The 15,398-nt window shown below is 54.2% G+C and carries 14 protein-coding genes; 7 read left to right on the top strand and 7 right to left on the bottom strand.

Going from position 1 to position 15,398, the window contains the following annotated elements; all coding sequences use genetic code 11:
• Window positions 1-17 precede the first annotated feature (17 nt).
• The 3 genes from LF95_RS16060 to LF95_RS16050 all read right to left on the bottom strand — a co-directional run bounded on the left by LF95_RS16060 (window position 18) and on the right by LF95_RS16050 (window position 4,197).
• A complete protein-coding gene (locus LF95_RS16060; RefSeq protein ID WP_083607724.1) occupies window positions 18-1,772 on the bottom strand; it encodes an HD family phosphohydrolase in 1,755 nt (584 codons plus the stop codon).
• Window positions 1,773-2,006: 234 nt separating this feature from the next.
• Complete coding sequence (locus LF95_RS16055; protein WP_073956003.1) at window positions 2,007-2,861, bottom strand: MipA/OmpV family protein; 855 nt, start codon at window positions 2,859-2,861, stop codon at window positions 2,007-2,009.
• Between the two features lie 142 nt (window positions 2,862-3,003).
• A complete protein-coding gene (locus LF95_RS16050) occupies window positions 3,004-4,197 on the bottom strand; it encodes a helix-turn-helix domain-containing protein (protein WP_083607723.1) in 1,194 nt (397 codons plus the stop codon).
• 354 nt (window positions 4,198-4,551) lie between these two features.
• On the opposite strand from LF95_RS16050, the gene purB reads away from it, so the two are divergent.
• Entirely contained in the window at window positions 4,552-5,862 is a 1,311-nt protein-coding gene (purB, locus tag LF95_RS16045; protein WP_073956002.1) for an adenylosuccinate lyase, read from the top strand.
• Between the two features lie 64 nt (window positions 5,863-5,926).
• On the opposite strand, the gene LF95_RS16040 is transcribed toward purB, so the two are convergent.
• Window positions 5,927-6,814 carry a LysR substrate-binding domain-containing protein gene (locus LF95_RS16040; RefSeq protein ID WP_256359969.1) on the bottom strand — a complete coding sequence of 296 codons (888 nt, stop codon included), beginning with the start codon at window positions 6,812-6,814 and terminating at the stop codon, window positions 5,927-5,929.
• Between the two features lie 114 nt (window positions 6,815-6,928).
• On the opposite strand from LF95_RS16040, the gene LF95_RS16035 reads away from it, so the two are divergent.
• Window positions 6,929-7,906, top strand: coding sequence for a DMT family transporter (locus tag LF95_RS16035; protein WP_073956339.1), 978 nt, complete (start codon window positions 6,929-6,931; stop codon window positions 7,904-7,906).
• A gap of 140 nt (window positions 7,907-8,046) precedes the next feature.
• Here the strand turns inward: LF95_RS16035 and LF95_RS16030 are convergent, their stop codons facing one another.
• From LF95_RS16030 to LF95_RS16020, 3 genes are all read right to left on the bottom strand, one after another.
• Window positions 8,047-8,772 carry a CTP synthase C-terminal region-related (seleno)protein gene (locus LF95_RS16030; protein ID WP_073956000.1) on the bottom strand — a complete coding sequence of 242 codons (726 nt, stop codon included), beginning with the start codon at window positions 8,770-8,772 and terminating at the stop codon, window positions 8,047-8,049.
• 136 nt (window positions 8,773-8,908) lie between these two features.
• The gene (locus LF95_RS16025) at window positions 8,909-9,589 is read right to left on the bottom strand and encodes a response regulator (RefSeq protein ID WP_073955999.1); all 681 of its coding nucleotides are present in this window, start codon (window positions 9,587-9,589) and stop codon (window positions 8,909-8,911) included.
• A gap of 217 nt (window positions 9,590-9,806) precedes the next feature.
• Window positions 9,807-10,121: a DUF1476 domain-containing protein gene (locus LF95_RS16020; RefSeq protein WP_073955998.1), complete on the bottom strand. Its 315-nt coding sequence runs from the start codon at window positions 10,119-10,121 to the stop codon at window positions 9,807-9,809.
• Between the two features lie 169 nt (window positions 10,122-10,290).
• Between LF95_RS16020 and LF95_RS16015 the strand changes: the two genes are divergently transcribed.
• The 5 genes from LF95_RS16015 (at window position 10,291) to purL (ending at window position 15,366) form a co-directional block, all read left to right on the top strand.
• Window positions 10,291-11,070, top strand: coding sequence for an NRDE family protein (locus LF95_RS16015; RefSeq protein WP_073955997.1), 780 nt, complete (start codon window positions 10,291-10,293; stop codon window positions 11,068-11,070).
• A 221-nt stretch (window positions 11,071-11,291) separates the two neighbouring features.
• Window positions 11,292-12,056, top strand: a complete 765-nt coding sequence (purC, locus tag LF95_RS16010) for a phosphoribosylaminoimidazolesuccinocarboxamide synthase (protein ID WP_073955996.1) — start codon at window positions 11,292-11,294, stop codon at window positions 12,054-12,056.
• Window positions 12,057-12,180: 124 nt separating this feature from the next.
• Window positions 12,181-12,423, top strand: a complete 243-nt coding sequence (purS, locus tag LF95_RS16005; RefSeq protein ID WP_073955995.1) for a phosphoribosylformylglycinamidine synthase subunit PurS — start codon at window positions 12,181-12,183, stop codon at window positions 12,421-12,423.
• A 64-nt stretch (window positions 12,424-12,487) separates the two neighbouring features.
• On the top strand, window positions 12,488-13,177 hold the full coding sequence (gene purQ / locus LF95_RS16000; protein ID WP_073955994.1) for a phosphoribosylformylglycinamidine synthase subunit PurQ: 690 nt from the start codon (window positions 12,488-12,490) through the stop codon (window positions 13,175-13,177).
• On the top strand, window positions 13,174-15,366 hold the full coding sequence (gene purL, locus LF95_RS15995) for a phosphoribosylformylglycinamidine synthase subunit PurL (RefSeq protein WP_073955993.1): 2,193 nt from the start codon (window positions 13,174-13,176) through the stop codon (window positions 15,364-15,366). Before purQ ends, purL begins: the two co-directional genes overlap by 4 nt.
• The last annotated feature ends 32 nt before the right edge of the window (window positions 15,367-15,398 follow it).

Here is a 15,398-nt window from a genome sequence, read left to right as displayed (position 1 = left end):
ATCGGGGCAACATTACATCAGCCCCGGCCAACATACCGGGCAAGATCGACCTCGTCGCGCTGATCGGGGCGCAGATAGGCATCACCATAAACGCGATAGGCACCACTGGTTAAAAACAGTTCAAACAGGTCACTGTCGATTTTACCGTCATCGCGCATATTTCCCAGAATCGCGATACATTCCGACAGCTTTTTGGGTTTCTTATAGGGACGGTCGATAGCGGTCAGGGCCTCGAAAATATCGGCAATCACCATGATCTTTTCCAGCGTGCCCATCGTTGAGCCCATTAAACCACGCGGATAGCCCGACCCGTCCATTTTTTCGTGATGATTACCGGCAATTTCCGGAACATTGCGCAAACCGGACGGAAACGGCAATTGTTCAAGCATATTCTGGGTTAAAACCACATGGTCGTTAATGATACGACGCTCTTCAGGTGTCAGGGTGCCGCGCGGGATCGACAGATTATAAACTTCACCATTATTTAGCTGGTCATAAACATGGTCCTGCCGGTCCGACAGTACCGTTTCCACCCCCGGCTGGGACAGTATGGCCGCTTCTTCGCCATCAAGACGGCTGCTTTCAGCCCAGGAAAGGCCAATCGTGCGGTCAAAATTACGCTGCCAGGTTTGCCCCGCAATGTCATGAATGCGGGCAATGGTCGCAAGGTCCTGGTTTTCGCTGCCGATATTGCTGTGCGCAACCAGTTCAAACTGTTCATGCAGTTCTTTGCGCCGCGCCTCAAAATCCGCTTTGCAAATTGCCTCGTCCTCACCGGCAAGCTGGCGGCGCAGCATGTCTATTTCCGCATCGCGCAGCAAAACCTCGAACCGGGTTCGCACCTCGTGAATGCGGTTATGGATGGTTTCAAGTTTGGTGGCCTTTTCCACCACATGTTCGGGGGTGACAATTTTGCCAATATCATGCAACCACGCCGCCAGTTCCAGTTCGTACCATTCCTGATCCGACAGACTGAAAGTGGCAAAAGGCCCGTTTTGCTGATCCACCGCCGCCTGGGCCAGCATTTTTGCCAAAACAGGCACCCGTTCACAATGCGCCCCGGTATGGGGGGATTTGGCGTCAATCCCGTGGGCAAGGATACGCACGAAACTGTCGATCAGATCGCGCTGAGACTGCATTAAACGCCGGTTTTCAAGCGCCACCGCCGACTGGCTGGTCAAGGCCGTGATCAATGGTTCGATCAGGGGATCAAACGGGACCACACTGCCATCAACATGGCGAGCGTTGATCAGTTGCAAAACACCCAACACACGCCCCCGCGCACTTTTCAGCGGTACGGCCAAAAAGGATTGAGAGCGATAGCCGGTTGACGCATCAAAACGGCGCGTTCCCGAAAAATCAAACCCGGCTGCGGCATAGGCGTCGACGATATTGATGGTTTCGCCGGTCAGGGCAACATAGCTGGCAACATTTTGATGATTGGGGCTGCCATCGGCCTGATAAAGCGGTACTGGCGGAAGTGGATATTGCTGTGGGTCGCCCGCATCGACATAACGCCCCAGGGTATCGTTTGCCATGATGCGAAATTGAAGTTCGCTTTCATCTTCATTGAGCAGATAAAGCGTGCCCCCATCGGCATTGGTAAAATCGCGTGCCGCCTGAAGAATGCGCTGATTAAGGGCATTGGCATCCTGTTCGGCCGACAGGGCAATGCCCAAATCGACAAGTTTGGCCAATTGGCCCGCCTCGATGCTTTTTGCCGATCGGACTGCGCCGTCCGGATCGCGAATTGTATGTTCAGCCAGCTTCATCGATGACCTGTTCCTGTACCGAAGGGTGATGCGGGCCATCCCCCTCACGGCTTTATTCCTTCTAAGTCTTACAGGGTACCCCCCATTCTTTGGTATATGCAACGACAACCATCACAGCCTGCGGACAAAAACCATAAAACGTTTGAATTTCGGACAAAACACCGCCCAGCAAAAGGCCAGGCGACGATGCACCTGGCCCTTGAAAACCGCAAAATCCGATAATCCGCTCAAGAATCAGAACGCATAAACCACCCCGATACCCAGGCTGAAAACATAGTCCTTATCGACAATCGGACTATCGGTATAGGCATCCGGTAAATATTGCACACCGGTCTGGCCTAGCAGGGTCACACTTTCTGTCAGCGGATAACTGGCAACAAGGTCCAGATAGGGAATAAACGCATCATCTGGTTCATAAAAAGCCCGGTTGGCACGCACCTCGTTCCGGCGCACACCGACCATATAATCGGCCAGATCCCGACTTTGCCAGGTCACACCGCCGCCCCACTCCAGTTTAACGCTGCTTATCGTGGATGTCTGACGATAGCTGACATCTACCTGCTGACCATGATGCACACCACTGACATCAAACAGCGATGAAAGCTGAATTTCGCCCGGGCCTACCTGTGCCGTAAGGGCCAGGCCCGCCTCAAAGGCCGTATCACGATCCTTCATTCCGGCAAGATAAGGACCGTCATCGGCATCAAAGGGCTTAAAACGCACAGACCCGATGGCCGAGACACTGAACCGGTCATTTTTCCAGGCGGTGACACGTAATTCATCCAGGCCGATATGCAAGCGCTCTGCTTCATAGGCAATATAGGGCAGGACAAAGCCGTCCATCCCATCGCCATCACGATAGATATTGGTGGCAACACCGCCCACCGCGCCCAGCTGGAAATCACCACCCAGCCAGGGATCCGTGTCCTTTGGTGCTTTCAGGATACTTTCGGGCTTTTGTGCCGGCCCTGATATCGCGCCCAGCGTTTCGGCATGTGCCAGCGACATCATAATCGCAAAGGTGCAAAACCCGGCCCCCACAGCGATGGCCACAAGGGCCAGAAATCGTGATGTATATTTAAAAAACATGTTTTCACTCACCCCTAAGTCAATTGGTGAGCAGATACTGCATTGACCCGTCGCCAAAAGCGTCCGTCGCTATATGACCGGACGTTCGGATCTAGACCGGTACGAATGAATGATCATTCATACCGGCAGGCAGGCTGAAAAATCATGCTTTTTGCTGGCGATAGGCACTGGGCGTTAGCCCGGTAATTTTTTTGAAAGCCAGATTGAACGTTGATTTTGAATTGAAACCAACCTCGATGGCAATATCAAGGATGGTTCTGTCAGGTTCGTCAAGCAGGCGCTGTGTGGCCGCATGAATGCGATATTCATTCACATAGTCAAAGAAACTTTTGCCGATGTGACGGTTTAACACAAACGACAGCTGATTGGGCTTCACACCAACCGCGCTGGCCATTTTCGGCATGGTCAGCAGCGGATCAAACATCATGTCGGTGTCGCGGGTCAATTTTTCCAAATCCCGGCGAATGCGCCTTGCCTCGTCATCTTCCAGGATCAGGCGTATCCGGTCGGGTTCGCTGGCATCATCGCTTTTTTGTCCAGTGACCTCGGGGGCCCCATCCGTCTCGGCGGCAACAAACAAAGCCGGATTAACCGCCAGCAAATGCCCCAATCGAAACAGCACGATGACAAAGCCCGCCTCGATTACAATCGAAATCCATTCGCTTTCCTGATCCAGAATATCGATCACAACACTGACGGTATAGATAAGGAAAATCAGCGTAATACCGATCAGAAATTCGGCCAGCCAGCGTTTCAGCCCCGGCTGCTCGCCATCCATTTGCTCGCCCAGCTTGCGCACATAATGCAACGACATGCGCCACAACCACACCATGTAAATAACAAGCTGAACATACAGGGCGACGGCGAAAAAAATCGTCAAAATGGACAGATTAATCACCGTCGGATCACTGAAAGGCGTCAGGTTAAATTGGGTTTGACCAGTGGCAATCTGCGTCCCGAACCGGTCAAAAATCATGACCACCATTACCGCCAACACCCCGATCATGATCACCGGCAGCAAATAGTGCCGATAGGCCCGCCCTACGGGTAAATTGCATAATTCACGAAAATACAGATAAACCGAGGGCAGATAAAAATAGGGAATGACACCAAACAGCGGAAACAGATAAAGCCGCCAGTCTGCCGATGCCAGAACATCAACCACATTCTGGGTAAAACTGAGTGCTGCCGCACAGATAAAAGCGCATAACCAGCGATTGGCACGAAAGGCACGCCGACCTTCCCCTGCCAGCAAAACCAGCAAGGACACGGCCTGCGCCAAACCGGCAGAAGAAACAAGCAGCCAGCCAATATCTAACGTATCAATCGATGCCACAGTCGGACCTTTGCGATAGACCTTTCCAAAACCCGCTCAGGGTCTCCGGCCCCTGAAACAAGCAACGGAGAACAGACAAAACAGTTTCAGGATGATTTTGGCAATTGGTAACGGGTTCAGAATAAACAGCAAAGCACAAAATGACCTGTAACAGTTTCAAACGGCGCATTTCCTGGCAAAGCACAATAACCGCCCATCCCAGACGCCACCACCAGCCCGCCGCAACGACAAAAACGCGCCTTTGCCCTCGTCAGACTTGATAAAAGGCGCGAAATCCTCTATCCGACCCAAAGAGCGTGCGGATGATGTGCCGCGAGGGCCCCGCACCAGAACCCCCTTGTCCGGAGACCCTGCATGATCCCCCGTTATTCCCGCCAACAGATGACCGCCATCTGGGAACCGGCGAACAAGTTTCGCATCTGGTTTGAAATCGAGGCCCACGCTGCCGACAAACTGGCCGAACTCGGTGTGATCCCGGCAGAATCCGCCAAGCTGGTTTGGGAAAAAGGCAACAAGCCCTACACCCAGGACCGTATTGACCGCATTGACGGCATCGAAGCCGAAGTCAAACACGACGTCATCGCGTTCCTGACCGAACTTGCCGAACAGGTTGGCGAAGAAGCCCGGTTCGTTCATCAGGGCATGACCAGTTCGGACGTTCTCGATACCTGCTTTAACGTGCAGCTGGTTCAGGCCACCGACATCCTGCTGGAAGATATGGACAAGCTTCTGGCTGCGCTGAAAAAGCGCGCCTATGAAACCAAAGACGTACCCTGCATGGGCCGTTCGCACGGCATCCATGCCGAGCCGGTCACATTTGGCCTGAAACTGGCAACCTTCTATGCCGAATTTGCCCGCAACAAAAAACGCCTGCTGGCTGCGCGCGAAGAAATCGCGACCTGCGCCATTTCGGGTGCGGTTGGCACATTTGCCAATATCGACCCCAGCGTGGAAGAACATGTTGCAGGCAAGCTGGGCCTTCAGGCCGAGCCGGTTTCCACCCAGGTGATCCCGCGTGACCGCCATGCCGCCTATTTTGCCGCCCTTGGCGTGATTGCCTCCTCGATCGAGCATCTGGCAACCGAAATCCGCCATTTGCAGCGCACCGAAGTTCGCGAAGTTGAAGAGTTTTTCTCGAAGGGTCAGAAGGGTTCGTCGGCCATGCCGCACAAACGTAACCCGGTCCTGACCGAAAACCTGACCGGCCTTGCCCGTCTGGTCCGTTCGATGGCGATCCCGGCAATGGAAAACGTTGCCCTGTGGCATGAACGCGATATTTCGCACAGCTCGGTTGAACGCAATATCGGCCCCGATGCGACCGTAACCCTTGATTTCGCCCTGATGCGCCTGACCAATGTGGTTGAAAACCTGGTCATCTATCCCGAACGGATGGACGAAATCCTTAATCAGATGGGCGGCCTTGTTTTCTCGCAGCGCGTGCTGCTGACCCTGACGCAGTATGGTGTATCACGCGAAGATTCGTATCGCATCGTTCAGCGCAACGCGATGAAGGTCTGGAACCGTGAAGGCGACCTGCTCTCGCTTTTGAAAACCGATGAAGACGTGACCGCACGCATCCCCAATGACAAACTTGAGGCCCTGTTTGACCTGGGCTACCACACCAAGCATGTCGATACGATTTTTGCCCGTGTCTTTGCCGACTAAGCAATAAATCCGCGATCATCCCGACACCCCGGCACGGATATATCTCGTGCCGGGGTGTTGTTTTTTAAATCGCGATGTCGCGGGCTTCGTTTATCAGCCAGTCGCGAAACATTTTGACAGGGCCGCGCAGTTCCCCATTTTTGGGATGCACCAGAAAATACCCTGACGATAACGTCAGCACAAATTCTGGAAACAGCGGCACCAATTTGCCTTCTTCCACATCTTCCTGTGCGAGCATCGGCACCGCCAGAACCACCCCCTGCCCGTGAATGGCCGATTCAATCGCCACCGATGTCAAATCAACGTCGATCTTGCGAATGGCACTGATGGCCGCCTTGTCCATATTAGCAAATTTTGCCAGCCATTCCGGCCACCAGGCATGCAATGTGTCATTCAAAAGCGTTGCACGCGTCAGATCGGCCGGGGTGTGAATGCCAATTTCATCGCGATAGTGCGGTGAACAATAAAGGGCGGCCTGCCCGCGATGCAAAAGAGTACATTCCAGGCTGTCATCATCGCCGTAAAAATAGCGAACAGCAATATCCACTGCATCACGGCCAAAATCAGCCACCTCGGAGGAGGCCCCCACCTGAAGTTCCATCCCCGGATGGGCGATTAAAAAGCGCGACATGCGCCGTGAAAACCATTTGGCTGCAAAGCTGGGCGGCAGCATGACCCGCACGGAATGGGCATGCTGATGGCGAAGGACCCGGCTGGCATCGGCAATTTGCGCCAGCGCCGGGGCAATGCGCGCCGCATAAGCCAGGCCATCGGCCGTTGGTTCAATCTTGCGAACATGGCGGGTGAACAGGGTAACACCCAACCAATCTTCCAGTTTGCGAATTTGCTGCCCTACAGCACCTGGGGTAACATTCAGCTCCTCTGCTGCAAGAGAAAAACTATTCAACCTTATCGCCGCATCAAAGGCATGCAGGGCTTTTAAAGGGGGCATATCCGACATAATGCAGTTTTTCTCTTTCATTGCACAGATAACATGATTTGTATCGGATGATTGGCAAACCTACAATCCCCGGCAAATCCTGTTATTTGGCGCATTGGAAATGCCATGAAAAACTCCGCCTATATCGCCTATGCCCTGCTTGGCCTGATCTGGGGCACGCCCTTTATCTTTACCCATTGGGCGGCGGCCTATATCACACCGGCACAAATCGTTCTGATCCGTGTGGTTTCCGGTTTTGTACCGGTGCTGTTATTTGCGCTGGCAACGCGCGCTCTGAAATGGTGGCATGTGCGACATATCCATCATTTTCTGGCGATGGCTGCCCTTGCCACTGCCCTTTATTATCTTGCCTTTGCAAAGGGGACCATCCTGCTGCTTTCCAGTGTCGCAGGCATGTTAAGCGGGGCTATCCCCCTGTTTTCCGGCCTGTGTGCCGTCATTTTTTTACGCAGCGAACCCATCCATCGCCGCACACTGACAGGTATGCTGCTGGGGTTTGCCGGCATTGTGATGATAGCCCGCCCCTGGCAGACTGGCCTTGGCGCGGTGGACCCGCTGGGGATTCTTTATATCGTTCTTGGTTCCCTTAGCCTGGGTTGTTCATTTGTCTATGCCCGCAAATTCATCAGCCCCCTTGGCATCGCCCCGGCGGCATTGTGCACCTATCAAATGGGCCTGGGTGCGATTGTTCTGCTGCCAAATGTGGATGATACCGGCATCACGGCGATTTTTCAGGATACAGATGCAACACTGGGGCTGATTTTAGGCCTTGGCACCATTGGCACCGGCATGGCCTATATTCTGTATTATGTGCTGGTGGAAAAACTCGGTGCCGTCCGCACCGCCAGTGTTACCTATATTCCGCCAGTTGTTGCCCTGTTTATTGGTTGTATTCTGGCAGATGAACCGCTTCACGGATCCGATCTGGTGGCGGTTGGTGCCATTCTCTGCGGCGTTTTTATCATGCAAACTGGGCAGAAATCACCCGCAGCACCCCCGAAAAACATCTCACATACCGGCAAACGGATAAAGCGCGCATCCCATCAGACATCAAAACGGCCTGCACCATCATCCTGTAACTGATCCATCCAACCCACCTGTTTCATGCACCCGCTTATCAACCAGCCGTGCCAGAACATCAAAGCCCCCTGCCCGATCAACGGTCTCAAAAGCGGGACCGTTTAAAGGCAGAGGGCTTATTTCTCAGATCACAAACTTATGACTTAAACCTGCACACCCTGTAGCGCACGGTCCTGCGCAGCCCGAACAAAGGCAGCAATAAGGTTGTGTTTTTCGCCCTTCAGGGCCGAACGCTCCGGCTGAAAAGCCGTACCAATGAAAAACGGATGGCTGCGCAACTCAATGGCGCGAGGATCGCCTTCGTCATCCCAGGCGCTGACCTGTAGGTCACTGCCATCGAACAAGGGCACATACTGACGGGCAAACCCGTAACTGCAGCGGTAGGTTTCACTGGTATGGTCCGTGCCGTAATGTTTGGCAATCAGGCTGTCGGGGGCAAAAACAATATCCCCTGCCTGATCAATCAATGCGCAGGTTAACGGGGCAACCAGCGGCAGGCTGGCATCGGGGTTGACCTCTGCATTATCAGCATCATGCAGGCCCAGCACATTGCGGGCAAATTCCAGCACCGCATGCTGATACCCGCCGCATGTGCCCAAAAACGGTATTTTTTCACGGCGCGCATAGCCAATGGCGGCCAATGCGCCGTCCATACTGGCATAGGGGCTGGCGGGCACACACCAAATTGCATCAAAACCGGCAAGCACGGTTTCGGCGGGCGTATCGCCCAGCGCGGATGTATGGATCCAGTCAATGCTGGCCTCAACGCCAAGGGCCTCGGTGGCAATTTGCAAGGCAACGGGAATGGCCTGATGGGCGGTAACAGCGGCATTATAATCGCCCACCAGGGCAAATCGGATATGTGTCATGTTGGCTTTCTACCTCGTTAAGCGGGAAATACCCCGTGATGGCTCGAGGGAAACAACAGCAAAAAACAAAAAAACCGGTCCGCACTTACGGACCGGTTCGCAACGTGTTTAAACACCGCTGCCTTTTTCAGGAATACTACAAAGAACCCGATCGCGCCATATCTTCCAGCGCAATTTTTACCGCCTGCGCCCGATTGGACACATGCAGCTTCCGATAAACGTTTTTTAGGTGGTATTTCACCGTGATTTCGCGCAAATCAAGATGGCGGGCAATATCCTTGTTCGGCCGCCCTTCCGAGAGCAAGGCCAGCACTTCGCGCTCACGCGGGGTCAGGCTGGCGAAATCACCGTCACTGCCAAACTGACCGGCATGACGGCCCGAACCACCCTCGCTATTGTTGCCAAAACCTTCGGCAAAGTTGGTCAGGATGCTGGACGGCAGGTATTTTTCCCCTGCCAGCACCAGCCGGATGGCATTTGCCAGGGCTTCGCCGCGCAATGTTTTGGGAATAAAGCCATGTGCCCCGTTTTCAATGGCGTGACGAACATCTTCACCATTATAGGCCCCTGAAAGCAGGACCACAGGCACATCAGCACCAACTTTCTCAATCGTGAGCTTCAGGCCCTCAAGGCCATTCATGCCCGGCATTCGCAAATCAAGCAGGATCAGGTCAAACGGATTCTCTGGATCAATACGTTCGAGTGCGGGCTCAAGTGCGCCAGCCTCGACAACTTCGCAAGCATCAAAATACTGTTGAAACAACAGGGATAACGCTTCACGGACCAGATCGTGATCATCTGCAAGAAGGATACGCAAAATTCTCGCCTTTCTCTAGCGGATGCGAGGCATCTTGCCCCAAACCGTATAACATTCAAATATTGTAACTTTTTCAGCAACAATACCAATCAAAACTGACCATATGGACAGAATATGCGAGCCTTCTAAAGTTTGCAAATAACAACTGGCTCATTTGACGCCTTTTGCGCAACTTTATCGATTAATCACGCCAAATCAGACAACTTTTATGGTTATTCTAAAGTATTTCGGCGCGCGCCTGGGGACGTAACTCTTCCAGTTTGGCTGTGACCTGCGAAACGGTCATATCAATATTGTGGCGGGCGAAGTCTGCCAAAATCGTTACGACAACACCATTATCGCGCGGGTTGGCAACAACCGCACCAATAATCTCGTTGGCGTACTGCGCTGATTTGTCATCATCCATGCCCATCTCGGCAGCGGCCCATTGCGCCAGTAATTTATACAAATGGGCTTCAACACGGAAATTCTGTTCCAGGTCAAAGCTGTATTTGGCTTCAAACCCGCGTTCACGGTCAGATATTCCAGTCATGGTCGCTTCCCTTTCCGTTGTGCCTGGCAAGAAAGACAACACCGGCTATATAGCATGCGGTATATCTTTCTGCACGAAACCTGGTTTGCCCTTGCAAGGGCACAGATCCATAAACGGCCTTTTCTTTTCAGTTTGACAAATAGTACCCGCAACGGCTTTGATTTGGAACATGTGTACAGTCATTATTTTACGCCGCCCCGATCACGAATGGCCGGTCCTTATTGGTGCCAACCGCGACGAAATGAAAACCCGTCCCTGGCTGGCCCCTGCCCGCCACTGGGATGACCGCCCCGACGTGGTCGCCGGGCTGGACGAGCTTGGCGGAGGCACCTGGCTTGGCATCAACGAGGATGGTGTTGTTGCCGCCGTGCTCAACCGCTATGGCACCCTTGGCCCGGCCAAAGACAAACGGTCGCGTGGGGAATTGCCGCTCGAGGCTCTGGATCACGCCGATGCCATTGATGCCGCCCAGGCCCTGGCCCGGCTCGATGGCAATGCCTACCGACCGTTTAACATGGTAATTACCGATAACCGCGATGCCTATTGGCTCGCCAATCGCGGTGACGGCAAAATTGACATTCATGAAATCCCCGAAGGTTTTTCCATCCTCACAGCCCATGACATCAACGACACCAAAAACAGCGAGCGCACGGCGCGCAATCTGCCCCGGTTTATCAATGCCCCCATCCCCAACCCCGAAGCCGACGACTGGTTTGCCTGGCAGGCCCTGATGGCCGATACCGGCATTTTGCCGCCCGACCTTGACCATCACGACATTCGCGCCGATGCCATGCTGGTACGCAGCAATATCGGTTTTGAAACAGTTTGTTCCTCGCTAATCGGTCTGCCCGCCATTCCGACCAGCGAAAACGAGCTGCCCCGTCGCCCTGTCTGGCTGTTTGCCAATGGTCAACCTGACCGGGTTGCGTTCCAGCCAGTGGCATTATAGGCGCAAGGCGCGTAAAATAGGGGCCTGGCGTGTAAAACAGCTTGAAATAACCGCAATTGCCCGGAGAATCCCCTAAGACAATCAATGCAGAATTTGATTATCAAACCTGCGTAAATAGTGTTTACGCGACAATTGAGTTTCCGTGCCAGCACTGCTATAGGAAGGGCGTTTCCGGGTGCCAGGTGCTGGCCTAACTGCCAAAATGTGAAAGATCCCGCCAGATGTCGAGAAAACGGCCGATTTACGAGGGCAAAGCCAAGGTTTTGTACGAAGGTACCGAACCGGGCACGATCATCCAGTATTTCAAGGATGACGCAACCGCATTCAACGCCCAGAAGCGCGGCACGATCGCCGGCAAGGGTGTTCTGAACAATATGATCACCGAATTCGTGATGCACCGCCTGGCTGAAATCGGTATTCCCACCCATTTCATCCGCCGCCTCAACATGCGCGAACAGCTTGTTCGCAAAGTTGAAATCGTGCCGATCGAAGTTGTGGTGCGCAATATCTGTGCCGGTTCGATGGCAAAGCGCCTTGGCCTGGAAGAAGGCATGAAGCTGCCGCGCCCGATTGTCGAGTTTTATTACAAAGACGACGATCTTGGGGATCCGCTGGTATCTGACGAACATGTTCTCGCTCTGGGCTGGGCTTCGCCCGAAGAGCTTGAGGAAATTGTTGGTTATTCCCTGCGCATCAACGATTACCTTTGTGGTCTGATGCGCGGCATTGGCCTGAAACTGGTTGATTTCAAACTGGAATTTGGCCGCATCTTCGATAACGAATTCTCGCAGCTTGTTTTGGCTGACGAATTCAGCCCCGATAATTGCCGTCTGTGGGATGCCATTACCAACGAAAAAATGGACAAGGACCGCTTCCGCCGCGACCTGGGTGGTGTTGAAGAGGCCTATCAGGAAGTCGCGCGCCGCTTGGGTGTGCTGCCTGAATCCGCCGAAATAGAGTCGCTGAACAAAGACGCGACAACGTGATTGCCCCGGGGCCGCGCTTGCGCGGCCCTGATCTTATTTGCGCCGGCTCGGTGGTACGACCGGCACAGTCCGATATCAATTGACGATCGCCTCTGGCGAATGCGAACCAAGCAAGGAGCTTCTCGTGAAAGCACGTGTTCATGTCACCCTGAAAAACGGTGTCCTCGATCCGCAGGGCAAGGCAGTTCATCATGCCCTGCAGGGCCTGGGATTTGCCGGCGTCGAAGATGTCCGCCAGGGCAAGTTCATCGAACTTGAACTTGAAGGAACAGACGTGGAAAAAGCCCGCAGCGACGTTAAGGAAATGTGTGAAAAGCTGCTCGCCAATACGGTGATCGAAAATTACGACATCGACATCGTCGCGTGAACCGGAAACGACGGGTCGGAGGCTGCCACAAGCACCCCAGCCCGCCAAAAAGGGAGATTGGCCAGTGAAAGCTGCCGTAATCGTATTCCCCGGTTCCAATTGCGACCGGGATGTTCAGGTAGCCCTGCAAAAACGCATGGGTACCGCACCTCACATGGTATGGCACCGGGAAACCGACCTACCGAAAACCGACCTGATCGTGCTTCCGGGCGGTTTTTCCTATGGTGACTATTTGCGCTGTGGGGCAATGGCCGCCAACAGCCCGATCATGCGCGCCGTTGTGGCTGCGGCAAAGGCGGGCACGCCGGTTCTTGGCATTTGCAACGGCTTCCAGATCCTCATCGAAGCGGGTCTTCTGCCTGGTGCATTGATGCGCAACCGCGATCTTAAATTCATCTGCAAGGATGTAACCCTGCGGGTGGAAACCACCGATACCATCTTTACCCACCATTACAATAATGGCGAGGTGATCCGCATTCCGGTTGCCCACCATGACGGCAATTATTTTGCCGATGCCCAAACCGTAAAGCGCCTGGAAGGTGAAGGCCAGGTTGTGCTGCGTTACACCGACGCCGACGGCAATGCCACCGATGAAGCCAATATCAATGGTTCCGTCAACAACATCGCCGGTATCGTTGATGAAGAACGCCGCATTTTCGGCCTGATGCCGCACCCTGAACGGGTAATCGAGCCGCTGCATCGCGGCACACATGGTGCAATGATGTTTGATTCGCTGTTGGAGGCGCTGGCATGAGCGAGATCACCCCGGACGTTATCAAAAGCCACGGCCTGACCGACGACGAATACAAACTGGTTCTCGACATCATGGGGCGTGAGCCGAACCTGACCGAACTGGGTATTTTTTCGGTCATGTGGTCGGAGCATTGCTCGTATAAATCCTCGAAAAAATGGCTCAAAACCCTGCCGACCAAGGCCCCCTGGGTGATCCAGGGCCCGGGCGAAAATGCTGGTGTCATTGACATTGGCCACGGTCAGGCTGCTGTTTTCAAAATGGAAAGCCACAATCACCCGTCCTTTATCGAACCCTATCAGGGGGCGGCAACGGGTGTTGGCGGCATCATGCGCGACGTGTTCACCATGGGCGCGCGGCCAATTGCCAACCTGAATGCCCTGCGTTTTGGCGCGCCGGAACATCCCAAAACCCGCCATCTTCTGTCGGGCGTGGTCGAAGGGATTGGCGGTTATGGCAACTGCATGGGTGTGCCCACTGTGGGCGGGGAAACCAATTTCCATCCGTCCTATAATGGCAACATCCTTGTCAATGCCATGACGGTCGGCCTTGCCGATACCAATAATATTTTCTATTCGGCTGCCGCAGGCGTTGGCAACCCGGTGGTGTATGTCGGTTCCAAAACCGGGCGTGACGGCATTCACGGGGCGACAATGGCCTCGGCCGAATTTGACGATGCCTCGGAAGAAAAACGCCCGACCGTTCAGGTTGGCGATCCATTTACCGAAAAACTGCTGCTGGAAGCCTGCCTGGAACTGATGGCAACCGACATGATTGTCGCCATTCAGGATATGGGGGCAGCGGGTCTGACCTCGTCCTCGTTTGAAATGGCATCAAAGGGCGGTGTTGGCGTTGAATTGTGGCTTGATAAAGTCCCGATGCGTGAAGAAGGCATGACGCCCTATGAGCTGATGCTCTCAGAATCGCAGGAACGCATGCTGATGGTTCTGAAACCCGGTTGCGAAGACGCCGCCAAGGCGATTTTCGACAAATGGGAACTGGACTTTGCCGTGATCGGCAAGCTGACCGACAGCAAGCGCATGACCCTGATGTGGCATGGCGACGTTGCTGGCGACCTGCCGATTGATCCGCTGGCCGAAGCATCCCCGGAATATGACCGTCCGTGGGAAGAAACCCCGAAACAGGACCGCATTGATCCTGCCAGCATCGAACAGAAAATGCCGCACAGCGAAGCCCTGAAAACCCTGATGGGTTCGCCGGATCTGGCATCGCGCCGCTGGATTTGGGAACAATATGACCACATGGTCATGGGTGATACCATTGTTCGCCCGGGCGGGGATGCGGCTGTTGTCCGTGTTCACGAAACCAACAAGGGCCTGGCGGTAACCACCGACTGTACGCCGCGTTATGTTAAGGCAGACCCGGTTGAAGGTGGCAAACAAGCCGTTGCCGAAGCCTACCGCAACCTGACGGCTGTTGGCGCAAAGCCACTGGCAATTACGGATAATATGAATTTCGGCAATCCGGAGCGTCCGCGCATCATGGGGCAGTTCGTTGGCGCCTGTAAGGGCATTGGCGAAGCCTGCATCGCACTGGATTTCCCGGTCGTGTCGGGGAACGTCTCGCTGTATAACGAAACCAATGGCGAAGGCATTCTGCCAACCCCGGCCATTGGCGGTGTTGGCCTGCTGGCAAATGTGGGCCGCATGGCAACCATCAGCCTGAAAGCCAAGGATGCGGTTTTGATCATGCTGGGCACCGCCACCGGGGAACTGGGCCAGTCGGTTTATCTGAAAAACATCGAAAATCGCGAAGCAGGCAGCCCGCCGCCGGTTGATCTTGATGCGGAAAAACGTGTTGGCAGCTTGGTACGTGGCCTGATTGAAACCAATCTGGTGCGCACCTGCCACGACGTTTCCGATGGTGGCCTGCTGGTCGCCATTGCCGAAATGTGCCTGGCTGGCAATGTCGGAGCGGATGTGCATTTGCCTGAACAGGGCAGTGAAATCGCCTGGCTGTTTGGTGAAGACCAGGCCCGTTACGTGGTTGCCACCCGCGACCCCGACAGCGTGCTGAATGCCGCCGCCAGTGCCAATGTCAGTGCCGTGATTGTGGGTAATGCAGGCGGTAGCGCCATCACCATCGAAGGTGAAGACGCCATCGAACTTGCCGATCTGCGCAATGTTCATGAAGGCTGGATGCCCAATTACATGGCAGCGACCATCAACTGATCAGGCATGACCTGACTGTTTTCAGCCCGAAA

The organism is Thalassospira sp. TSL5-1 (assembly GCF_001907695.1).
In the GTDB taxonomy this organism is placed as follows: Bacteria; Pseudomonadota; Alphaproteobacteria; order Rhodospirillales; family Thalassospiraceae; genus Thalassospira.
This window is presented reverse-complemented; position numbering and strand designations above follow the sequence as displayed.